The sequence below is a fragment of the Antrihabitans auranticaus genome, assembly GCF_016481275.1.
GTDB lineage: Bacteria > Actinomycetota > Actinomycetes > Mycobacteriales > Mycobacteriaceae > Antrihabitans.
The window spans coordinates 308255-328605 of the sequence record NZ_JAEMNW010000001.1; the positions used below are offsets into that span (position 1 = coordinate 308255).

Consider the following 20351-nt stretch of genomic DNA (forward strand, 5'->3'; position numbering starts at 1 on the left):
AGTTATCCACAGCCGCGACTTTGCCGCTGGCGCGATGCGGCCGAATCGAGAAGCCTGGCGGTAAAGGGGGTCTCGATGCTGCGTCGACTGCTGCTGATCGTGTCGATCTGCGGATCCGCGTTCCTGGTCGCCCCGGGGCCCGCATCCGCGTGTGCCGACTACGACTGGCCACTCGATCCGCGGCCGACTGTTGCGCGGCCGTTCGACAGACCCGAACACAACTGGCTCCCTGGCCATCGCGGCGTCGACCTTGCCGGGCGACCGGGCCAGACCGTGCTCGCCGCAGGGGCGGGAATCGTCGTATTCGTGGGCGAAGTCGCAGGTAGGCCGGTGGTGTCGATAGACCATCCGGGCGGCTTGCGGACCACGTACGAGCCGGTCGAGTCCACCGTCGCGGCAGGGGCCCGGGTCGCAGTGGGCACAGCACTCGGCACACTCCAAGCAGGACATCCCGAGTGCGCCGCGACAGCCTGCCTGCACTGGGGCCTACGCCGGGGCCGCGAGTATCTGGATCCGCTCGGCCTGATTCATGCCGTCCCGATCAGGTTGAAACCTGTGCTGCGCTAGGCACGCGGGTGCGCCTGATCGTGTACCGCGCGAAGCCGGGCCACGCTGACGTGGGTGTAGAGCTGGGTCGTCGCGAGGCTCGCATGCCCGAGCAACTCCTGCACGACTCGGAGGTCGGCACCACCTTCGAGCAGATGCGTCGCGGCCGAGTGACGTAGGCCGTGCGGACCGATGTCTGGCGCACCAGGTATCGCGGCGACCGTCTCGTGCACGATCGTCCTCGCCTGCCGCTGATCGAGGCGTTTCCCGCGCCTGCCGAGCAACAACGCGCGCCCGGAGTCGCCGTTCGCCAGCCCGGGCCTGCCGGCATCCAGCCAGGTCACCACCGCATCTGCCGCCGGTTTGCCGAACGGAACCGATCGTTCTTTGTTGCCCTTTCCGATGACGCGCACCAGATGCCGGTCCAGGTCGACGTCGTCGACGTCCAGACCGCACAACTCGCCGACCCGAATACCGGTCGAGTACAGCAGTTCCACGATCAGGCGATCTCGCAAGGCGACCGGATCATGTTGTGCCGCACCGGATTCTGCGGCCGTCATCGCTTCGACCGCCTGCTTCTGCCGCAGCACGGCCGGTAGCGGCCGCCGGACCTTCGCCGCGGCGAGCCGAGTCCCGGGGTCGGCCGGGATCCGTCCGGTGCGGGTGAGCCAGGCTGTGAAAGTTCGCACCGAGGAGGTTCGGCGGGCCATCGTCGTCCGCGCGACGCCCTTCGCGGATTGCCGACCGAGCCACGACCGCAGCACCCGCAGGTCGATATCCGCGAGGCCTGCGCCCGGATACTGCTCGTCGACGAAGGCGAGCAGCGAACCGACGTCGGCGACGTACGCGCGCACCGTGTGCTCGGAGCGCCCCCGCTCGAGCCGCAGGTATTGCGCGAACGCGTCGACGTGCGGACGCATCTGCGCAATCGGTTCGGTCGCCATATCGCCACAGTCCCGGTCCGGCGGCGAGCGCGCAAGCTGGCGCGCCGCTACAAATCGCGGCGCCGATACCACCCCGTCTCGTCAGAGCCGACGAAGCCGGCAAGTTCGAGCATCGGAAGGGCTGCTCGCACACCGGCGATAGGGACACCCGACGCTTCGGACAATTCGCTTGGCGCACGTGAGCCGATCGCCGGCAGAGCTTCATAGACCAGCATCTGATCGCCCACAAGCCCATCCGTCGGACGGGGGCTGTCCGTCGCGTCGATCGGCAGCCGCAAAGGACCGGCCTCATCGATGACTTCGCTCGCCGTCGTGACCAGCCTGGCTTCGCCCTCCCGGATCATGTGATGACACCCGGTCGACGTCGTCGCGTGGACCGATCCGGGCACCGCCAGCGCGGGCCGTCCGAGCCTGCGCGCCCATTTCGCGGTATTTCGCGCGCCGCTTCGCCGACCCGCTTCAACGACGAGCACCGCATCGGACAGCACAGCCACCAACCGGTTCCTGGTGAGGAACTGGTATCGCGTGACCGCTGTGCCCGGCGCGTACTCGCTGACGACAAGCCCGGTGCGCGCCACTTCCTCCAGCAACTTTGCGTGCGATTTCGGGTAGGGCGTATCGATTCCACATGCCAGAACGGCGACAGTCGCGCCTTCTACCGACAGCGCTGCCCGGTGCGCCGTACCGTCGATGCCGAACGCGGCGCCGGACACGACAGTCCAGCCGCGCGATGCCAGATCGGCGGCAATGTCTGCCGCCACGTACTCGCCGTAGTTGCTCGGCGCCCGCGTACCGACCACGGCCACCGACCGGTCCGTGAGCTCGGACAGCACCCCCGCCCCACGAACCCACAGCGCAAGCGGCGCGACGCACTCCCGATCTTTTGCCTCCGCACCGCCGAACGCAAGCATTCGCCACGTGGGCCATTCTTCGTCGTCGGGCGTCACGAGCCTGCCGCCGATCCGGTCCATCAGTTCGAGGTCGTGTGCTGCGGTGTCGAGGTGCCGCCTCGCTTCGGTTCGTCTCTGCAGCGCGGCGGGCAGGTCCCACTCCCGGACCGCTCGCGCTGCTTCCTCCACACCGACGGCGGCCACCAGCTCGTTGACCGGCGCGCTCGGCCCCTGCAACACCCTGGACAGATACGCGTACGCCAACCTCCGCGCATCGCCGCTCATCGCCGCACTCCGTCGCGAAATCCGAGGGCGGTCATCACGTCGAGCGAGTTCGGCCGTTCGCCACCGCGCAGGTCGCAGAGGGTCCACGCCAACCTCATCGCCCGGTCCGCGCCTCGCGAAGTGATGTCGCCGTGGCGCAGACAGTTGTCGATCGGCGCGATGATCTTGTACGGCAACCGGAAGCTCTTGCGGACGATGGGTCCCGGTACCTCCCCGTTCGTGGTGTAGCCGAACTTCGCCCAGCGTTGCCGCGCGGCCGTCCGAGCCGCGACTACACGTTGCCGCACGATCGCGCTGCCTTCCCCGCCGTCGTCGGTGAGGGCCGACGTCGCGCCACGCATCCGAACGCGGAGATCCACTCGGTCGATCAACGGACCCGACAACTTGCCCAGATAGCGCCGCCGTGCGGTCGGCGCGCACACGCAGTCGGCCTCGCGCGCGGGCGCACACGGGCAGGGGTTCGCCGCAAGCACCAAGTGAAACCGTGCTGGGTAGCGGGCGACTCCATCTCGTCGAGCAATGCGAACTTCGCCCTCTTCGAGCGGAGTACGCAGCGCCTCCAAGGTCTTCGAGCCCAGTTCGGCGCATTCGTCGAGGAACAGCACCCCGCGGTGCGCCTGGCTGATCGCGCCCGGCCGTGCCATTCCGGACCCACCGCCGACCAGCGCGGTGACCGTCGTCGTGTGGTGCGGGGCGATGAACGGCGGGAACGTGATGAGCGGATTCCGGTCGGTCAGCAATCCGGCTACGGAATGGATTGCCGTCACCTCCAGTGCCTCGGATTCCGTCAGCGGTGGGAGCAGCCCTGGAAGGCGTTGGGCCAGCATCGTTTTCCCGATCCCCGGCGGACCGGTCAAGAGCAGGTTGTGTGCGCCCGCCGCCGCGATCTCGACCGCATGGCGAGCTTCCTCCTGGCCGACCACGTCGCTGAGGTCACCGAAGCACGGTTGCGCCTCGACCGCCTGACCGCTCGGTTCGGCCAATGCGGCGGTACCGCGCAGCCACGCGACGACCTGCCTGAGACTGCGCCCGCCGAGCACCTCGACCCCGTCGACGAGACCGGCTTCGGCGAGCGTCGCCTCCGGCACGACGACGCGGTGCCAGCCGGCGTTCTTCGCTGCGAGGACCGCCGGCAGCACGCCACGGACCGGCCTGAGCCTGCCGTCGAGGGCCAGCTCGCCCAGCAGAACCGTCTTCTCCAACTCGCCGTGCGGCAACTCCCCTGCAGCGTCGAGCACACTCAACGCAAGCGCCAGGTCGTACACGGACCCGACTTTGGGCAGAGTCGCGGGAGACAACGCGAGAATGATGCGCGAGTTGGGCCACTTCTCTTTCGAATTCGTCACCGCGGCACGCACCCGATCACGCGATTCCTGCAGTGCCGTATCGGGCAGGCCGACCAGGTGCACACCCGGCAAACCACCACTGATGTCGGCCTCGATCTCGACCAGCTGACCGTCGACTCCGCACACCGCAACCGAATACGCGCGACCGAGCGGCATCAAAACACCCCCGGCAGGTGCTCGATCACAGGCTCACGACCGAACTCGATGAGCACCGAAACCACGTCGAAGCGAATTGGAGCGTACGTTCCCGCACGCTCCGCGAGCCACAACAACGCCAGCCGCCTGATTCGGCCCTGTTTGTCCAGCGTCACTGCCTCGGCCGGAATTCCGAAGCCGCGACCGGTCCTCGTCTTCACCTCGACGAAGACGATCTCGTCCCCGATCTGCCCGACGATGTCGAGTTCGCCGTACCGGCACCGCCAGTTCCGATGTGTGATCGTCATTCCCGCCGCGGTCAAGAACTCTGCGGCAAGGCCTTCCCCATAGGCGCCGAGCGCCAGCTTGTTTCCCACACCCGCAACATTGCCCGGCGGTACGGACTACCCGATTTCCTCGACCTGGGAAAACAGATTGCCCTGTGGATAACGCAGGCCCTGTGGATAAGCAGACTTACTCCGGCAGGCGCAGATCCGGCTTTTCGAGCTCTTCGATGTTCACGTCCTTGAACGTGATCACGCGGACGTGCTTGACGAAACGCGCCGGGCGGTACATGTCCCACACCCAGGCGTCGGCCATCCGGACCTCGAAATAGACCTCACCATCGGCGTTCTGCGGCAGCAGTTCGACCGAATTCGCCAGGTAGAAGCGTCGCTCGGTCTCCACGACGTACGAGAACTGCCCGACGATGTCCTTGTACTCGCGATAGAGCGAGAGTTCCATCTCGGTTTCGTACTTCTCGAGATCTTCGGCGCTCATCTGGTCGGAGATCCTCCTGATCGGGTGTGGTCGCAGCGCGGGTTCGTCACCTGCGGTGAACAGCAATCATGTCGCACTCTCCACCGCCGCCGTCACAGGGTCCAATTCTGCAGCCGCCATGTCCAATTCTGCAGCCGCCGCGTCCAATTCTGTGCCATTCAGGCACACACTGTCCGCCACCACGGCACCGGCGCGGACGTTCTTCCAAGACATCCTGTGTTCGCTCGAAGGGCCAAGTGCCGCAAGCGCTTCCAGATGAGCGGGGGTGTTGTAGCCCTTGTGCGTTGCGAACTCGTAGCCAGGCATCTTCGCGTCGAGTTCGACCATGAAGCGGTCGCGCGTCACCTTCGCCAAAATGCTCGCGGCAGCGATGCACGCGGCCGTCGCGTCGCCGCCTATCACGGGCAACGACGGCACCGCAAGACCGGGAACGCGGAACCCGTCCGACAGCACGTAGCCGGGCTGCGTTTTCAGACCCGCGATCGCACGCCGCATGCCCTCGATATTGGCGACGTGAATGCCGATCGAGTCGATCTCCCAGGCAGGAATGGACACGACCTGCCAGGCCAGCGCCAGCCGCTTGATCACTGGGAACAGCTCTTCGCGGGCACGCTCGGTCAGCTTCTTCGAATCGTCCAAACCTGCAAGCGCCGCATACGGTTTCGGCGGCAGCAGGCAGGCTGCGACGACGAGCGGACCGGCGCACGAGCCCCGCCCCGCCTCGTCGACGCCGGCAACCGGACCGAGCCCGCTCCTGATGAGCGCAGACTCCAGAGTCCGCAATCCCGTGGATTTGCGGATGACGGTTCGCGGCGGCCACACCATAGGCATGTCTAGTTCTGGTCGATGTCCGGTGAGCTGATCGTGCCCATCCGGCCCGGCGGCAAAATGATGAACACGGCCTTACCGCGCACGTTGTCGACGGGAACCGTGCCTTGCAGTTCGTCGGACACGTGATAGCGCGAATCCTTGGAATCGAGGCGGTTGTCGCCCATCACCCACAGATTCCCGTCCGGCACCGTGATCGGCCCGAATTCCCGGCCGAGGCAGGGATTCACCTGCTTGACCGGGTTCAGGAGGCTGTTGTCGAGATACGGCTCGTCGAGCAACTTGCCGTTGACCGTCACGCCGCCCTCTGAGTTACGGCACTGGACCGTCTGCCCGCCCGTTGCAATGACGCGCTTGACGAGGTTGTTCTCGTCCGGCGGGACCACACCCAGGACCGAGCCGATGTTCTGCAAACCGCGCACAACAACATTGTCCGACCGAATCGACTGATACCCATCGTTCCAGGACGGCGGACCGAGGAAGACGACCACCTCGCCCGGCTTCGGATCCCGGAAGCGGTAGCTGATCTTCTGCACGATGATCCGGTCGCCCGTGCAGCCAGGGCAGCCGTGGAGCGTCGGTTCCATCGATTGCGATGGAATCAGATACACGCGAGCGACGAAAGTCTGGAGCAGGAAGCTCAGCAGCAGTGCGACTGCGATGAGAATCGGCAGCTCGCGAAGGAACGAGCGCGGTTTGCCCGACTTGTCTTTCTTCTTCGATGCCGCTACCGCGTCCGCGTTGCCGTCGTCGGTCGTCATCGAAGAGTCGGGTGATTCGCCTTCTGCGCCAGCCCTATCGGCTGCCGACGCGGACGTCGAATCATCCGGACCTGCTTGGTTGTCTGCCACGAGAGACAGGTTAGCCCGGCTCGAACGAGCCGGGCTTCCTGGGAACACTTACGGCGCGGTGCGCCAGAAGATCGCTGAATCGCTTACGCGACGGATCAGCGCTTTTCCTTGATCTTGGCGGCCTTGCCACGCAGTTCGCGCAGGTAGTACAGCTTGGCGCGACGGACGTCACCGCGGGTCACAACGTCGATGTGGTCGATGTTGGGGCTGTGGACCGGGAACGTGCGCTCGACGCCGACGCCGAACGACACCTTGCGAACGGTGAAGGTCTCGCGGATGCCACCGCCCTGGCGGCGAATCACAACGCCCTTGAAGATCTGGATGCGCTCTTTTGCGCCTTCGATAACCTTGACGTGCACGTTGAGCGTGTCGCCGGGGCGGAACTCCGGAATGTCGTCGCGCAGCGACTTTTTGTCCAGGAAGTCCAGGGTGTTCATATCGTCATCCTTGCGTTCGCGAGAACAGAGGAACCTGGTGAGCGAATTCGCTGCTGACCGGTTCGTGCTCAGGTCGGGGTCATGCTGCCGGCACATCGAAACGAAGAGTGCGTCCAGGCAACCCGTCAATTGTGCCAGACGCCGCCAGCCAGGCGAAATCGGCTAACGGTCCGGTGCGTGGGTTACCACGTGCGTCGGTGCAGGTGGCGCCGCGTGCACCTTCCGCTGCAGTTCCTCTTCGGCGCCCGAGAGAGCATGCTCGATGCTCGGCTTGCCCGCGATCAGGTCCTGAACGTAGATCTTTGCCCTGATCAACGGACGCCGGATCTTGCGCTCCCGTTCCAGCGCGCGTTCCATCCGTTTCGGCCGATCGGTATACCGCCAACGTGCCCATGGCGCACCCGGTCGGCTCAACCGAATTGCACCCACGACCAGGAGCGGAAGTACATAGAGCCCGAGCAGGCCGGTCCAGATCTTGCCCTTCGCAATGACGATCGCCGCGAGACCGAGGTTCACCAGAGCAGACGCGATTATCGACGCCCTGATCCACGGGCTCGGGTCGTCCCTGAACGTCGTGGGGTTGATCAGTTCCAGCGGGCGCAATCCGAGGAGCAGCAGCGCCGTGACCGCAATCGCGACGAATACGGCATCGACCGACGCACGGCCCTCTTCCTCCCAATAGACGTCTTTCAGATAGAAGATCAGCGCGAACTCGTCGAGCACCAGCGCCGCACCGGCGCCGAAGATGGCAGCCAGCCAGGCGCCGCTGGTCTGGGTGCCGTCTTCGTAGATCGCGATGATCGCGACACCCGAGATCAGCATCGCAATCAGTCCGAATACCGCGTGATGGATGTGGTGCCCATCGGCTACGACGTTGCTCGGCCACCATTTGACCTCTGCCCGGATCAGCCTGACGCTGAGCCGGATGAACAGAAATCCGACGATGAAACCGATCAGGAAGCACAGCAGCGGCAGTCGGCCGTGAGCGATGATCTCGTCTTCGAGCCACCTGCGCATGAAATATGCCCTACCGGCCGAATCCGGCCTTGCGCAGCGCATCGGCCATCGATCCCGAAGGCGCTGCCTGCGCCGGACCGGATCCACCGCGATTTCCGCCGCGACCCCCACCGGCCTGCTTTGCGGGCGGCTGCCCGGTCGGCTTTCCGCGACGCGCAGCCGCCGGTCGCCCACGGTCGGGTTGTGGCGCGGCGGCACCGACCTCGTCGTCCAGTCGCAAAGTGAGCCCGATGCGCTGCCGGGGAATGTCGACGTCGACGACCTTCACGCGGACGACGTCTCCCGACTTCACGACCTCGCGCGGATCCTTGACGAAGTTGTGCGACATCGCCGACACGTGGACCAGGCCGTCCTGATGCACGCCGATGTCGACGAACGCGCCGAAGGCCGCGACGTTCGTGACCACACCTTCCAGGGTCATGCCCGGTTTGAGGTCGGCGACCTTCTCGATTCCAGCGGCGAACGTCGCAGTCTTGAATTCGGGACGTGGGTCACGACCCGGCTTCTCGAGTTCCGCGATGATGTCGCTGACCGTAGGGAGGCCGAAACGCTCGTCTGCGAAGTCGACGGGCCGCAGCTCGCGCAGAACGCGGGTGTTGCCGATCAGCTCCTTCACGCCCTGTCCGGTGCGATCGACGATTCGACGGACCACAGGGTAGGACTCGGGGTGCACCGCCGACATGTCGAGCGGATCGTCGCCGCCCCGGATGCGGAGGAACCCAGCACACTGCTCGAAGGCCTTCGGACCGAGGCGGGGAACCTGCTTGAGCGCGCTCCGGCTGGCGAACCGGCCGCTCTGATCCCTATGCGCGACAATGCTTTCGGCGAGGGACGTCGTGATTCCGGAAACCCGGGACAGCAACGGCACCGACGCCGTGTTCACATCGACACCGACAGCGTTCACCGCGTCCTCGACAACGGCACCGAGCGACCGCGCAAGCATCGTCTCCGACACGTCGTGCTGATACTGGCCGACACCGATCGACTTCGGATCGATCTTCACCAATTCGGCGAGCGGATCCTGCAGGCGGCGCGCGATGGAAACCGCACCGCGCAGCGATACGTCCATGCCCGGTAGTTCCTGGGACGCGAAGGCCGACGCGGAATACACCGACGCCCCGGCCTCGGACACGACGATCTTGGTCGGCTTCTTGTCCGGAATCCGCGAAATCAACTCCGCCGCGAGTGCATCGGTTTCCCGCGACGCTGTTCCGTTGCCGATGGCGATCAGCTCGACGCCGAATCGAGCCACCAGCGCTCCGAGCACGGCGAGTGCGCGGTCCTCCTGGTGTAGATAGATCACTTCGGTCGCGACCGGCTTGCCCGTTGCGTCGACGACCGCGACCTTGACGCCCGTGCGGTAACCCGGGTCCAGCCCCATCGTTGTGCGAGTGCCGGCCGGCGCGGCCAGCAGCAGATCCTTCAGGTTCATCGCGAACACGTCGACCGCGTCTTTCTCGGCCGCCTGGCGCAGGCGCATACGAGTGTCGATGCCGAGGGTGACCTGCAACTTCGTCTTCCACGCCCAGCGCACCGTGTCGAGCAGCCACGGGTCTGCGGGCCGGCCGCGGTCGGCAATACCGAACTTGGTCGCGATCCGGCCCTCGTAGACCGTTCGCTCCCCCGGACCGGCTTCCACGGCGTCGGGCTCGAGTTGCAGAGAAAGCACCTCTTCCTTCTCCCCGCGCAGCAGCGCGAGAATCCGGTGCGAGGGGAGCTTCGAAAACGGCTCGGAAAACTCGAAGTAGTCCTTGAACTTCGCGCCGGCTTCTTCCTTGCCCTTGCGAACTGACGAACTCACCTGGCCTCGGTTCCACATCGTCTCGCGCAACTCGCCGACGAGGTCTGCGTCCTCGGCAAATCGTTCGACGAGAATCGAGCGGGCGCCGTCGAGTTGCTCTTCGCTGAACTTCGCGGGGTCGGCGGTCGGGTCGGTGAGCAGCTCGTCGGCGACCGGCTCGTGTCCGGCTTCGCGTGCGATCTGCGCTTTGGTGCGCCGCTTGGGCTTGAACGGTAGGTAGATGTCCTCGAGGCGAGCCTTGGTGTCCGCAAGCATGATTCGCTGCTCGAGCGCGTCGTCCAGCTTGCCCTGCGAACTGATCGATTCGAGGATCGCGGTGCGCCGCTCGTCGAGCTCGCGCAGGTAGCGCAACCGCTCGTCGAGCAAGCGAAGCTGGGCGTCATCGAGTCCGCCTGTCGCTTCCTTGCGGTACCTCGCGATGAACGGGACCGTCGAACCAGCGTCGAGGAGGTCGACAGCGGCGCGAACCTGACCTTCGTCGACTCCGAGTTCTTCGGCGATGCGGCTGTTGACCGACTTAAGCATTGTCACGGCGGGCAACATTACCGGCGGCGTGTGACATTCACGATGGGCGCAGTTGGCAACCCGACGAGGCCACGGCCATGGCCTGATCGGCGAAGCTGGAAATCTTGCCGATTATCTGGGTCCGGCCAGCGGGTTCGACCTCGACGTGCGAACGCGTGCGGACCTCTGTGTAACGGCCGTCACCGACCACGTCGAACCACCGCACCACTCCGGTTCGCGCACGCTGCTCCTCCGTCCGCACGCCCGCGAAGATGGAGACCGTCCCCTGTGCAGACCGAGGTGAACGCGCAATCTTTCGGAACTGCTCACGGTGGGAGACGGCGTCGGCGCGTCGGACGTAAGCGCCGGGCGCAGCGGCCGCGAGCGAATCGACTGGGAATCGTTGCGGCTTCGCGGATCCCATCGTTGCCTCAGGCAGTCGGTCGAGCACACGTTCCGCCAGTGCGCCCGCCGCACAGGTCCGCAGCGCTACCGTGCCACCGTCTAGACCCGGTGTCTGAGTAGCGACCACGCCTGCGCCGGACCGGGCGCAACCGATCACTCGCAACTCAGTGGCCAAATCCGGTCCGTGGAGGCCGAAAACCTCCACCCTGATCTCTGGGTCGGCGAGAACGCGCAACGCCTCCCGTAGCGGTTGATCGTCGGTGAGGTCGGCGCGCACTCGGCTCGCGAAGGCGTCGTATTCGTCGGCATACCTGAATCGACTGAGCAGACGAAACGGGAACGGCAGTCGGTCATGGGCACGCCCGTACCAGACTGCCGCGAAGTGATCGGCCGAGAGCTCCCATGCGGGCACGCCTACGCCCCCAGCACCGGCGGAATGTACGGCGGCAGCGTGCCGATCAGCTCGACGCAGTTGTCTTCGGTCACGAGATAGGACGGAATCTTGTGCTCCTCGTCCTCGTCGCGCTTACTGCGCGCTGCGGGCGGCACCATCCCACCCGGTGCGAGTGCACCGGGGCGACCCGAGACTCCGGACGCACCGCCTCGTCCAGCCGCGTTCTGCGCACCTGGCTGTACACCCGCGACCGGCGAAGCCGCGACGGGCGATCCCGCTATCGGCGTGACTGTCGAGCCGCCGCTGCCGGGCTGACTCCCCGCGCGCGGACCCGAGCTCTCGTTACCGTTCGTACCGGCCACCGGCCCTGCGTCGCTGTTCGATGCGAGCACCGTGCTCGGCAACCGGCCTGGGCTCTGTGCACCACCGTCGTCCGTGAGACCGGGTAGCGACGGTACGGCCGGCGGCACCGGAGCTGCCGGCTGTGTATCGGCGCCAGCCTGCGTGGGGATTTCTGAATCAACCTGCTCGTCCACGGTCCCGGCGGCGATGCTGTGGTTCTGCCCGGCACCGGAACCGCTGCTGTCGTTGCTGTCCGGTGCACCCGTTTCCCCGACGGAACCCGCCACCGGGTTGAAGGGCCGCGGCAGAACCGGCAGCTCGCGGTCCGCGGCACCATATCGATCGATGTAGAACGTCTGCATGACCTCGCGCGCGCGTTCTTCCTCGCGATTGCGCAGCTCGGCGGTGCGCTCGTTGGACTGCGCGCCCACCGTCACGACCTCGGGCAGGTTCGACTGAAAGTCATGGGCTGCGTTCGACGCCTTCTGGAACACATCGCCGACTGCGGCGCACGCGATGGCAAGTTCGACGACGCTGCGACCGAACTCGTCGAATCCGGTCACGGCGGCGTCCGCGGCGGTGCCGATCCACTCGCCCTCGATCGCGGACTGCACCGCCACGCTCAGATTCTTCGAGAGCTGGCCGAGTCGCGTGCCTGCATCGGCCCACGCCGCGTACACGTCGTCGTTCGGACTCAGACGGTGCGCTGCGTCGTAAATCTCTTGGTGGGTAAAGCCTGCCGGATTTTCGACAACCTTGATCCGCCCCTTGTCGATGAACCCCATCCCCCGAATCCCTTCCGCTCAGTTCCCGCCGGGCCGGCCCGGATACATGTCCTGCAAGCGGGCGCTGAACTCGTCTTCGGTCGCGGCGTACCGGTCGAAGATCGCAGCGACGATCGCCTGGACCTGGCCCGCGACGTGATGAAACTCCGAAAAGACCGCTATCGCACCGGTATCCGGCTCCGCGAGCGTGTCCCGGAAGTGGCTTGCGAGCCCGACCGCTGACGTCCATTTCGCGTCATGCTCGCCCAACCCGTACTCGGCGCCCAGCTTCGAAAGCGCGTCCCGGGCAGTGACCACGCCGGCCATGAACTCGCTGCACGCCTTGTTCAGCGCAACGAAGACATCCGGATTCATGTCGACACGCAGCGCACCGGTGGCCGCTGCGTCCGCAAGATTCCCCCACGAGACAACATCGTTGGACATGATTGTTCGCCCCTCCCCCAGAACAAATCAGCCGCAAGCATAGCCGAACAGCCCGCACCGGCGACTGTGCGACCGAGCGGCTCGAGCAGCTAAACGGCGTCCAGCGGAATTCAAGAAGAGGACTACCCATACGTCTGTCGGCGTTGTGCAATACGCTCTAGCAGTCTTGAAGTCGGCTGCTGTCCCCGCCGACCGATTCGTGAACTGGAGGCGCGCGAATGTCGCTGAGTCATCACACCGCAAAGCGGGGTCCCTTCACGGCAATCGCGCTTCTGGCGTTGCTGGCCCTCGTTGTCGTGACCGCATGCACGGCGACCACCGAGGGAACCGCTATCGGGCCGCCCCCGATCGCGTCGTATGTCACCGGCTTCAAAGCCGACGGCAAGACGGTCGAGTCGGAAATCGTCAACAAGGAACTCGGCGAAGGCGATTCGGGTGGCCCGAAGGCCGAGGTCAACGACGAAACCACAGTCGTCAACGGCGGCAGCGTCAGCCAGACGATCAAGGCCGACGTCGCCTTCGACAAGATCCGCCTCGGTGTTGCCCCCGGCAACGGCAAGGTGACGACGTCCACTCGGGAAAGGCCGACCGAGTCGTCCACCGAGACGAAGGCCGGCGGCGCGGACTCCCCTGCGACGGGTTACCAGGAGATCACGCTCGACCAGGCCGTCAAGGAAATCGACCTCGTCATCACGTTCCCGCAGTCGCTGCCCGATTCCGAGTTCGCCTTCTTCTACGCGGTCGTCGATGAGGAGGGCACGCAGGGCGCGCTCGCCAAGCAGGCCGTCGAGGCGATCGAGGTCGGCACCGGCGAGGTTCAGGTGTCGACGTCGTGGGACGCCGACAGCGACGTCGATCTGCACGTCATCGATCCGAACGGCAACGAGATCTACTTCGCCAACACCACTTCGGCCGAGGGCGGCTCGCTCGACCTCGATTCCAACGCGGCCTGCACGATCGACGGCGTCCGCAACGAGAACGTGACGTGGGATCAGGACGCGCCGCCCGGTGAATACTCGGTCCGGGTCGCCTACTTCGCGAGCTGCGACGTGCCGAAGACAAACTACGTCGTCACGATCAACGTCAACGGCCAGGAGCCGCAGGTGATCGACGGTTCGTTCGACGGCGAAGGCGACGGCGCCGGAGCCGGTGGCGGTACCGAGGTCGGAACGTTCACCGTGTACGCGAACGGCCAGTCCGGGAGCAGTTCCCCGTCGCGAACTTCGACGTCGACCACGCGCACCTCGACCACCCGAACCACATCGCGGTCCTCGGCGCCGAGCACTCCGGAAACGACCACCACACGCTGATTTCGGCATCGCAGACCACGCCGATAAACGCACGGCGCAAGGTAACGTAACCCCGTGGTCGTCGGACGGATGCTCAGAGTTTGCGGGGACGCAATAACGTGGGCTGCGGGGGCAACCCCGCTACTCGGAATCGCCCGGCGACTCCCGCTGGGCGGTCCACCGATGGCGCTGAGCGCTCTCGACCGCATGGCTACCGCACCGGTGCTCGCGCTGGAATCTGCGCCGTCCTTGCGTATGGGTATGGCGTCGTTGCTGCAGCAGGCCGTGCACAGCACGGCCGCGACCGGCGACGATCTTCTGTTCAAGAAGATCCTTTCCGATCTGTTGCCCGACGAAGCCCGGATCGTCGCGGCACTGTCGTCGGGCGAGGTCTATGCCTGTGCCGATGTGCTCGTCCGCACCGGTCGACGGGAACCGGACCGAACCGTCGCGCGAAATATTTCGACGGTGGGGCGGATGGCCGGGGTTGCCGCGCCGGCGCATACGCACCGCTATCTGACGCGTCTGGACGAGCTGGGACTGGTCGACATCGGCCCGATGGGCGGTTCGAGTCTGACCGCGCAGTACGAGCTGCTGGAGCTGGACCCGGCCGTGACCAAAGCAGGCGGTAAGGCAAAGATCGTTCGCACGACTGTCCGCATTTCGGCATTCGGCAGCGACTTCTGGGCCGCGGTCGATCCGTTCCAGCGCGACAATGCGCGCGAGTACGGCTCCTGGCCGGAGCTCGGCTGAATCAGGTCAACCCGGCGGAAGCAGGTCGGGTCGCCGTTGCGCGGTCCGCTCGAGGGCTTGCTCGCGACGCCACGCCGCCACTTTCGCATGGTCACCGGACAGCAGAACCGGCGGAACGGCCAATCCGCGCCACTCGACCGGCCGTGTGTAGCTCGGGCCCTCCAACAGACCATCGGAAAACGAATCCTCTTGGTGCGACTGCTGATTGCCGAGCACACCGGGCAGTAGCCGCACAACCGCTTCCGCCATCACAAGCACTGCTGCTTCGCCCCCGATCAGGACGTAGTCACCGATGCTGACTTCTTCCACCCGTACGCGACGAGCGGCATCGTCGAAGACCCGCTGATCGATACCCTCATAGCGGCCGCACGCAAAGACCAGGTGCTTCTCGGCGGTCCACCGCCGCGCGGTCGCCTGCGTGAAAGGCACACCGGCGGGCGTCGGTACGACCAGGAGTGCATCAACCGGGCATACCTCGTCGAGTGCATCACCCCAGACGGTCGGCTTCATGACCATCCCGGGTCCACCGCCGTACGGCGCATCGTCGACGGACTTGTGGACGTCGTGAGTCCAACGTCGCAGATCGTGCACCTCGAGCGAGATCAGTCCCTTGTCGATTGCCTTGCCCAGCAATGCTGTTCGAAGCGGCTCGAGATACTCGGGAAAGATCGTGACGACATCCAGTCTCACAACGCATCCAGGTTCAGCAGACCCTCGGGCGGATCGATCTGCACCAGTCCATCCGCTACCGACACCGACGTCACGATCGCGGCGACGAACGGCACCAGAATTTCGCGACCTTCGGGCGATGTCACGGCCAGCAATTCGCCGGCCGTCGAGTGCAGGACCTCGCGGACCGTACCGACGGGCGTGCCGTCGATCAATGCCACTGCTAGGCCTTCGAGTTCGTGGTCGTAGAACTCGTCGGGATCGTCGGATGGCTCGACCTCTGTGGCGTCGATGACGAATAGCGTGCCGCGTAGTGCATCGGCAGCTTCACGACTGTCAATACCTTGTAGACGCAGCAAGAGCCGCCCGGAATGGTCCCGGGCGGCTTCGACCGTGTATTCGGTCAGCTGCTTCTCGCGCGGCTTGTGACCACGCAATGTCGAGCCAGGCGCGAACCGCAGATCGGGGTCGTCTGTGCGAACTTCGACGACGACCTCGCCGCGAATGCCGTGCGACTTCGCGACGCGGCCGACCAGCAGTTCCATCGGTTGTTTACTGATCGGTGTCGACGACGTCGACGCGGATACCGCGTCCGCCGATTCCCGAGACCAGTGTGCGGAGTGCGGTGGCCGTACGGCCACCACGACCGATCACTTTGCCCAGGTCGTCGGGGTGAACGTGCACCTCGACGGTGCGACCACGACGACCGGTGATCAGTTCGACGCGAACCGCGTCAGGATTGGAGACGATGCCGCGGACGAGATGCTCGACGGCATCGGCGACAACAGCACTCACTCAGCGGCCTCGGCGGAGTCAGCGGCTGCGGTCTCGTCGGACGCGTCGGCCTTCTTGGCGGCCTTCTTCTTCGGGGTGGTCGCAGCAGTGGTGGGCTCGTTGTCGGCAGCTGCGAGGGCCGCGTTGAAGAGGTCCAGCTTGCTGGGCTTGGGCGCCTTGACCTTCAGGGTGCCTTCGGTGCCCGGCAGACCCTTGAACTTCTGCCAGTCACCGGTGATCTTGAGCAGGTTCTCGACCGGCTCGGTCGGCTGCGCGCCAACACCCAGCCAGTACTGCGCGCGCTCGGAATCGATCTCGATGAGCGAGGGCTCTTCCTTGGGGTGGTACTTGCCGATGGTCTCGATCGCACGGCCGTCACGGCGAGTGCGAGAGTCCGCAACGACGATGCGGTACTGCGGGTTGCGGATCTTTCCGAGCCGCGTGAGCTTGATCTTGACAGCCATGGTGGAGCCTTTCGAGTGTTGGTCACGCCGCAATTCAGCGGCCCGCGTGGAGTGCGGGCCCGGTTTTGCGGATGGGCTATACACGTTCGAGGAAAGATCGGCGCGCCAGCGCCGAGGTTTCCCGCCGTGCATATGGGGTTGTTGTGACCGCCGCGCGGTGCGTAACCGGAGACGGGCTAACAGTGTCCTGACGGACGGTTGTCCATTGTGCCAGATGCGGCGTGACCTGAGGAAATCGAGTGCCTACTCGGCCGGCTTCACCGCCAGCACCGGCTTGGAGCAGCGCAGGATCAACTGCTGGGCGACGCTACCGAGCAGCAGCTTCCCCACCGGCGTGCGGTGCCGGATTCCGATGACGAGCAGTTCGGCGTCGGCTCGTTCTGTCACCTCGAGCAGTTCTTCGACGACGTCGACTCCCACCGGCTGGGCGATTTCGTATTTCACCCCGCTCTCAGCGAGGCGTTGTTCCAGGTCCTGGACCTGATCACCCTGTGCGAACCGTTTGTCGGTGAGTGCGTCGCCTCGCGTCGCGTTGACGACGAGCAGGCCGGAACCGCGTAGCCCTGCTTCGGCAATTCCCTGTTCGAGTGCGGCGTCGCCGTACCGGTCCGCCGAGTATCCGATGACGATCATGCGGGTTCCTTCTCCTTGTGGTCGATCGGTGTGTGGACGGGGTCCGGCTCGGAACGGTGCAGCAATTTCATGACGAGCGGGAAGGCCAGAAGTAAGACGATCAGGACATAGACCACGATGGCGACCGGTTCGTTGAACAGGCTGCTCCAGTCGCCGCCGCCGAGCTGGAGGCTTTGGCGCAGCTGACGCTCGACGCGCGGCCCGAGGATCACGCCGATGATCAGCGGCAGAACCGGCAGCCCGAATCGGCGCATCATCAGACCGAGCAGGCCGAAGATCAGCAGAAGCGCAAGGTCTATCCACTGCAGGTTCACCGCGAAGGCCCCGAGGGTGGCGAAGAACAGAATGCCCGCGTAGAGGTAGGGCCGGGGTGTGCGCAGCAGCTTCGCCCACAGCGGCGCCAGCGGCAGGTTCAGCACCAGCAGAAGGAAGTTGGCGATGAACAGGCTCGCGATCAAGGTCCAGATCAGCAGCGGTTCCTTTTCGAACAGCGTCGGTCCCGGCTGGATGCCGTAGGAGACGAACGCAGTCAACATGACCGCTGCGGTCGCATTGGTCGGCAGACCCAAGGAGAGCATCGGCACGAGAGTGCCTGCGGCGGAAGCATTGTTGGCCGCTTCCGGACCGGCGACGCCCTCGATAGCGCCCTTGCCGAATTCGTCCTTGTGCTTCGAGAGCTTCTTCTCGGTGATGTAGGACAGGAAGGTCGGCAACTCGGCGCCGCCGGCCGGCAACGCACCGAACGGGAAGCCGTACGCCGTACCGCGCAACCACGGCTTCCACGATCGCTTCCAGTCCTCCTTGCCCATCCACGGCCTGCCGACCGGAATGACTTCGGCAGGACGTCGGCGCAAGTGTGCGGCGACCCATAGCGCTTCACCGAGCGCGAAGACGGCAACCGCGACCACGACGATGTCGATACCGTCCGAGAGCTGCGGGATTCCGAACGTCGCACGCGGCTGACCGGTCAGGAAGTCGATGCCGACGAGTCCGATCGCAAGCCCGAGCAGCAGTGAGATCGCACCACGCAGTTTCGAGCTACCGAGCACAGCCGTGACGGCGACGAGTGCGAGCAGCATGATCGCGAGATACGAAGGCGCACCGAGGGTTACCGCGAACTTGGAGACAGCGGGGGCGAAGAGAACGATCAACATCGTGCCGATTGCGCCGGCGACGAAAGATCCGATGGCCGCGGTCGCGAGAGCTTGTGCGGCTCGGCCCGCTTTCGCCATCTTGTTGCCTTCGATAGCCGTGATCACCGACGATGATTCCCCCGGTGTATTCAGCAGAATCGACGTGGTCGAGCCGCCGTACATGCCGCCGTAGTAGATGCCGGCGAACATGATGAAGGCTCCGCTTGGGCTGACGTTGTAGGTGATCGGCAGCAGCAAGGCCACCGTCATTGCCGGACCGATTCCCGGCAGGACGCCGACCGCGGTGCCGAGCAGCACACCGATGCAGGCGTAGAGGAGGTTCATCGGCGTCGCGGCTTGCTCGAAGCCTTGGATCAGCCAATCCAGATTGTTCATGTCAGAGAATCCCGTCCAAAATACCTGCGGGCAGCGGGATTCCGAGCCCGGAGTAGAAGCCGTAGAAGCTGGCGACCGACAGGACCGCGCCGATCGCGATATTGCGGACGTAGTGCTTGCTACCCAGAATCGTTGCGGCACCGGCGAACAGAAGGGCTCCCGTGATTGTCCAGCCGAGCGGGTTGACGAGGACGATCGTTGCGACGAACAGCACTACGAGCAGACCCACGGTCCGCCAATCGCCCGGGGACGTGAGGTCGATGTCTTCACCCTCGTCGGCCTCGCCACGCGAACCCCGCGTGATCGCCACCGCGAGAATCACCGCGCACACGAGGAGCCCTATTCCGACAATCATCGGAAACAGCTTGGGGCCAACCGGATCCACTTTCGCAAATCCACCCTCGAGTGTCATCGCGTCGAAGATGAGGAATGCCCCGACCACCACCATGACCGCGCATACGATGAACTGCGCCCAGTCCTTCTGCGGTTCCGCAGAGACGTCGGTCTTCTCGCTCATGCCAGCCCCAATTCCGAGAGAGTGGACGAGACCCGCTGATCCTGGTCTCGCAGAAACTGTTCGAACTCCGCTCCGGTCAGGAAGGCGTCCGACCAACCGTTTTTGACGAGCGCTTCCTTCCATTCGGGTGTGTCGTGCAGCTCCTCGAGCACCTTCACCATCGAGTCACGCGTCTCGTCCGAAATACCGGGCGGCGCAAGCACTCCGCGCCAGTTCGTGAAGGTGAGATCGACGCCGGCCTCGGTCAGCGTCGGCGCGTCGATTCCGGCGACACGCTCCGAACCCGATACCGCGAGGACGCGGACTGTGCCCGACTCGATCTGATCGACATATTCGCCTAGCCCGGACGTGCCCGCGGCGATCTTCTTGCCGAGCAGAGCGGTGAGCAGATCGCCACCACCGTCATAGGCGACGTAGTTCACCTGGCGTGCATCGATGCCTACCGCTCGCGCTGTCTCCATCGGGAACAGATGATCGGGGCCGCCCGGTGACGAGCCGCCGCCGATGGTGACCGACGCGGGATTCGCCTTCCATGCTTCGACGAAATCGTTGACGGTCCGGAACGGCGAATCCGCGGGTACGAGAATGCCTTCCTGCTCCTCGACGACCTTGGCCAGCGCAGTCGCGTCGGACACCCGTGCCGACGATCCATTGGTGTAGACCGCGCCGACAACGCCGAGGCCCATCATCATCATCAGGTCGTCGTTGCCCTCTTCGTTCATCAAGCGGGCCATCGCAACCGTGCCGCCGGCGCCGAGGACATTGAAGACCTGGACCCGACCGGTGATGTCGTTGTCTTCCATGATCTTCACCGCGGTGCGTGCTGTGAGGTCGTAGCCACCGCCCGGGCTGTTAGGAACCATCATGCGCAGCCGGTGCAGCCCGTTGTCCTCACCGCGCGTCACGCCGCAGCCGGCTACCACGAGCGCCGCCAGCACGACGAGCACGAGACCTCGTTTCGACATCGTTCCCCATTTCGCTTGGAAAGTGATCCTCAGCAATACTGGGCC

23 protein-coding genes and 1 pseudogene are annotated in these 20351 nt (G+C 65.2%); 3 read left to right on the top strand and 21 right to left on the bottom strand.

Features of this window, described 5'->3' with window-relative positions; genetic code table 11:
- Nucleotides 1-75: 75 nt before the first annotated feature.
- Nucleotides 76-567 carry a M23 family metallopeptidase gene (locus tag JGU72_RS01265; protein ID WP_199681944.1) on the top strand — a complete coding sequence of 164 codons (492 nt, stop codon included), beginning with the start codon at nucleotides 76-78 and terminating at the stop codon, nucleotides 565-567.
- On the opposite strand, the gene JGU72_RS01270 is transcribed toward JGU72_RS01265, so the two are convergent.
- The 13 genes and pseudogenes from JGU72_RS01270 to JGU72_RS01330 form a co-directional block, all read right to left on the bottom strand.
- Nucleotides 564-1466, bottom strand: a complete 903-nt coding sequence (locus JGU72_RS01270; protein ID WP_199683127.1) for a tyrosine recombinase XerC — start codon at nucleotides 1464-1466, stop codon at nucleotides 564-566. The genes JGU72_RS01265 and JGU72_RS01270 overlap by 4 nt on opposite strands.
- A 71-nt stretch (nucleotides 1467-1537) precedes the next feature.
- Nucleotides 1538-2665 carry a DNA-processing protein DprA gene (dprA, locus tag JGU72_RS01275; RefSeq protein WP_199681945.1) on the bottom strand — a complete coding sequence of 376 codons (1128 nt, stop codon included), beginning with the start codon at nucleotides 2663-2665 and terminating at the stop codon, nucleotides 1538-1540.
- Complete coding sequence (locus JGU72_RS01280; RefSeq protein WP_199681946.1) at nucleotides 2662-4167, bottom strand: YifB family Mg chelatase-like AAA ATPase; 1506 nt, start codon at nucleotides 4165-4167, stop codon at nucleotides 2662-2664. The genes dprA and JGU72_RS01280 overlap by 4 nt, the downstream gene beginning before the upstream one ends.
- On the bottom strand, nucleotides 4167-4523 hold the full coding sequence (locus tag JGU72_RS01285; RefSeq protein WP_199681947.1) for a YraN family protein: 357 nt from the start codon (nucleotides 4521-4523) through the stop codon (nucleotides 4167-4169). Before JGU72_RS01285 ends, JGU72_RS01280 begins: the two co-directional genes overlap by 1 nt.
- 97 nt (nucleotides 4524-4620) lie before the next feature.
- A complete protein-coding gene (locus tag JGU72_RS01290) occupies nucleotides 4621-4926 on the bottom strand; it encodes a DUF2469 domain-containing protein (RefSeq protein WP_199681948.1) in 306 nt (101 codons plus the stop codon).
- 66 nt (nucleotides 4927-4992) lie between these two features.
- Entirely contained in the window at nucleotides 4993-5757 is a 765-nt protein-coding gene (locus tag JGU72_RS01295) for a ribonuclease HII (RefSeq protein WP_199681949.1), read from the bottom strand.
- A gap of 2 nt (nucleotides 5758-5759) precedes the next feature.
- On the bottom strand, nucleotides 5760-6515 hold the full coding sequence (gene lepB, locus JGU72_RS01300; protein WP_199683128.1) for a signal peptidase I: 756 nt from the start codon (nucleotides 6513-6515) through the stop codon (nucleotides 5760-5762).
- Between the two features lie 185 nt (nucleotides 6516-6700).
- On the bottom strand, nucleotides 6701-7042 hold the full coding sequence (gene rplS / locus JGU72_RS01305) for a 50S ribosomal protein L19 (protein ID WP_199681950.1): 342 nt from the start codon (nucleotides 7040-7042) through the stop codon (nucleotides 6701-6703).
- A gap of 79 nt (nucleotides 7043-7121) precedes the next feature.
- A pseudogene (locus JGU72_RS01310) lies at nucleotides 7122-8059 on the bottom strand (hypothetical protein).
- Between the two features lie 10 nt (nucleotides 8060-8069).
- On the bottom strand, nucleotides 8070-10385 hold the full coding sequence (locus tag JGU72_RS01315; RefSeq protein ID WP_374101088.1) for a Tex family protein: 2316 nt from the start codon (nucleotides 10383-10385) through the stop codon (nucleotides 8070-8072).
- Nucleotides 10386-10422: 37 nt separating this feature from the next.
- Nucleotides 10423-11181, bottom strand: coding sequence for an ESX secretion-associated protein EspG (locus JGU72_RS01320; protein WP_199681953.1), 759 nt, complete (start codon nucleotides 11179-11181; stop codon nucleotides 10423-10425).
- 2 nt (nucleotides 11182-11183) lie between these two features.
- Nucleotides 11184-12290, bottom strand: a complete 1107-nt coding sequence (locus JGU72_RS01325) for a hypothetical protein (protein WP_199681954.1) — start codon at nucleotides 12288-12290, stop codon at nucleotides 11184-11186.
- A gap of 18 nt (nucleotides 12291-12308) precedes the next feature.
- Nucleotides 12309-12713 (bottom strand): hypothetical protein, encoded by a 405-nt coding sequence (locus JGU72_RS01330; protein WP_199681955.1) that lies wholly within the window; start codon nucleotides 12711-12713, stop codon nucleotides 12309-12311.
- 218 nt (nucleotides 12714-12931) lie between these two features.
- On the opposite strand from JGU72_RS01330, the gene JGU72_RS01335 reads away from it, so the two are divergent.
- Together JGU72_RS01335 and JGU72_RS01340 are read left to right on the top strand one after the other, a co-directional pair.
- A complete protein-coding gene (locus tag JGU72_RS01335) occupies nucleotides 12932-14023 on the top strand; it encodes a YfaP family protein (protein ID WP_199681956.1) in 1092 nt (363 codons plus the stop codon).
- Between the two features lie 54 nt (nucleotides 14024-14077).
- Nucleotides 14078-14755, top strand: a complete 678-nt coding sequence (locus tag JGU72_RS01340; RefSeq protein WP_199681957.1) for an Abi-alpha family protein — start codon at nucleotides 14078-14080, stop codon at nucleotides 14753-14755.
- Nucleotides 14756-14761: 6 nt separating this feature from the next.
- On the opposite strand, the gene trmD is transcribed toward JGU72_RS01340, so the two are convergent.
- From trmD to JGU72_RS01380, 8 genes are all read right to left on the bottom strand, one after another.
- Nucleotides 14762-15445 (bottom strand): tRNA (guanosine(37)-N1)-methyltransferase TrmD, encoded by a 684-nt coding sequence (gene trmD, locus JGU72_RS01345; protein WP_199681958.1) that lies wholly within the window; start codon nucleotides 15443-15445, stop codon nucleotides 14762-14764.
- Nucleotides 15442-15969, bottom strand: a complete 528-nt coding sequence (gene rimM / locus JGU72_RS01350; protein WP_199681959.1) for a ribosome maturation factor RimM — start codon at nucleotides 15967-15969, stop codon at nucleotides 15442-15444. The genes trmD and rimM overlap by 4 nt, the downstream gene beginning before the upstream one ends.
- A 7-nt stretch (nucleotides 15970-15976) precedes the next feature.
- Complete coding sequence (locus JGU72_RS01355) at nucleotides 15977-16219, bottom strand: RNA-binding protein (RefSeq protein ID WP_199681960.1); 243 nt, start codon at nucleotides 16217-16219, stop codon at nucleotides 15977-15979.
- Entirely contained in the window at nucleotides 16216-16662 is a 447-nt protein-coding gene (gene rpsP / locus JGU72_RS01360) for a 30S ribosomal protein S16 (protein WP_199681961.1), read from the bottom strand. Before rpsP ends, JGU72_RS01355 begins: the two co-directional genes overlap by 4 nt.
- 243 nt (nucleotides 16663-16905) lie before the next feature.
- The gene (locus JGU72_RS01365) at nucleotides 16906-17295 is read right to left on the bottom strand and encodes a universal stress protein (RefSeq protein WP_199681962.1); all 390 of its coding nucleotides are present in this window, start codon (nucleotides 17293-17295) and stop codon (nucleotides 16906-16908) included.
- The gene (locus JGU72_RS01370; RefSeq protein WP_199681963.1) at nucleotides 17292-18824 is read right to left on the bottom strand and encodes a tripartite tricarboxylate transporter permease; all 1533 of its coding nucleotides are present in this window, start codon (nucleotides 18822-18824) and stop codon (nucleotides 17292-17294) included. Before JGU72_RS01370 ends, JGU72_RS01365 begins: the two co-directional genes overlap by 4 nt.
- A gap of 1 nt (nucleotide 18825) precedes the next feature.
- Nucleotides 18826-19341, bottom strand: coding sequence for a tripartite tricarboxylate transporter TctB family protein (locus JGU72_RS01375; protein ID WP_199681964.1), 516 nt, complete (start codon nucleotides 19339-19341; stop codon nucleotides 18826-18828).
- Complete coding sequence (locus JGU72_RS01380; protein WP_199681965.1) at nucleotides 19338-20306, bottom strand: Bug family tripartite tricarboxylate transporter substrate binding protein; 969 nt, start codon at nucleotides 20304-20306, stop codon at nucleotides 19338-19340. Before JGU72_RS01380 ends, JGU72_RS01375 begins: the two co-directional genes overlap by 4 nt.
- Nucleotides 20307-20351: the final 45 nt, after the last annotated feature.

Coding starts and splice junctions, on each gene's coding strand:
- JGU72_RS01265 (WP_199681944.1), top strand. CDS start 76: ATGCTGCGTCGACTGCTGCTGATCGTGTCGATCTGCGGATCCGCGTTC.
- JGU72_RS01270 (WP_199683127.1), bottom strand. CDS start 1,466: ATGCGTCCGCACGTCGACGCGTTCGCGCAATACCTGCGGCTCGAGCGG.
- dprA (WP_199681945.1), bottom strand. CDS start 2,665: ATGAGCGGCGATGCGCGGAGGTTGGCGTACGCGTATCTGTCCAGGGTG.
- JGU72_RS01280 (WP_199681946.1), bottom strand. CDS start 4,167: ATGCCGCTCGGTCGCGCGTATTCGGTTGCGGTGTGCGGAGTCGACGGT.
- JGU72_RS01290 (WP_199681948.1), bottom strand. CDS start 4,926: ATGAGCGCCGAAGATCTCGAGAAGTACGAAACCGAGATGGAACTCTCG.
- JGU72_RS01295 (WP_199681949.1), bottom strand. CDS start 5,757: ATGCCTATGGTGTGGCCGCCGCGAACCGTCATCCGCAAATCCACGGGA.
- lepB (WP_199683128.1), bottom strand. CDS start 6,515: ATGACGACCGACGACGGCAACGCGGACGCGGTAGCGGCATCGAAGAAG.
- rplS (WP_199681950.1), bottom strand. CDS start 7,042: ATGAACACCCTGGACTTCCTGGACAAAAAGTCGCTGCGCGACGACATT.
- JGU72_RS01315 (WP_374101088.1), bottom strand. CDS start 10,385: ATGCTTAAGTCGGTCAACAGCCGCATCGCCGAAGAACTCGGAGTCGAC.
- JGU72_RS01325 (WP_199681954.1), bottom strand. CDS start 12,290: ATGGGGTTCATCGACAAGGGGCGGATCAAGGTTGTCGAAAATCCGGCA.
- JGU72_RS01330 (WP_199681955.1), bottom strand. CDS start 12,713: ATGTCCAACGATGTTGTCTCGTGGGGGAATCTTGCGGACGCAGCGGCC.
- JGU72_RS01335 (WP_199681956.1), top strand. CDS start 12,932: ATGTCGCTGAGTCATCACACCGCAAAGCGGGGTCCCTTCACGGCAATC.
- rimM (WP_199681959.1), bottom strand. CDS start 15,969: ATGGAACTGCTGGTCGGCCGCGTCGCGAAGTCGCACGGCATTCGCGGC.
- rpsP (WP_199681961.1), bottom strand. CDS start 16,662: ATGGCTGTCAAGATCAAGCTCACGCGGCTCGGAAAGATCCGCAACCCG.
- JGU72_RS01365 (WP_199681962.1), bottom strand. CDS start 17,295: ATGATCGTCATCGGATACTCGGCGGACCGGTACGGCGACGCCGCACTC.
- JGU72_RS01370 (WP_199681963.1), bottom strand. CDS start 18,824: ATGAACAATCTGGATTGGCTGATCCAAGGCTTCGAGCAAGCCGCGACG.
- JGU72_RS01375 (WP_199681964.1), bottom strand. CDS start 19,341: ATGAGCGAGAAGACCGACGTCTCTGCGGAACCGCAGAAGGACTGGGCG.
- JGU72_RS01380 (WP_199681965.1), bottom strand. CDS start 20,306: ATGTCGAAACGAGGTCTCGTGCTCGTCGTGCTGGCGGCGCTCGTGGTA.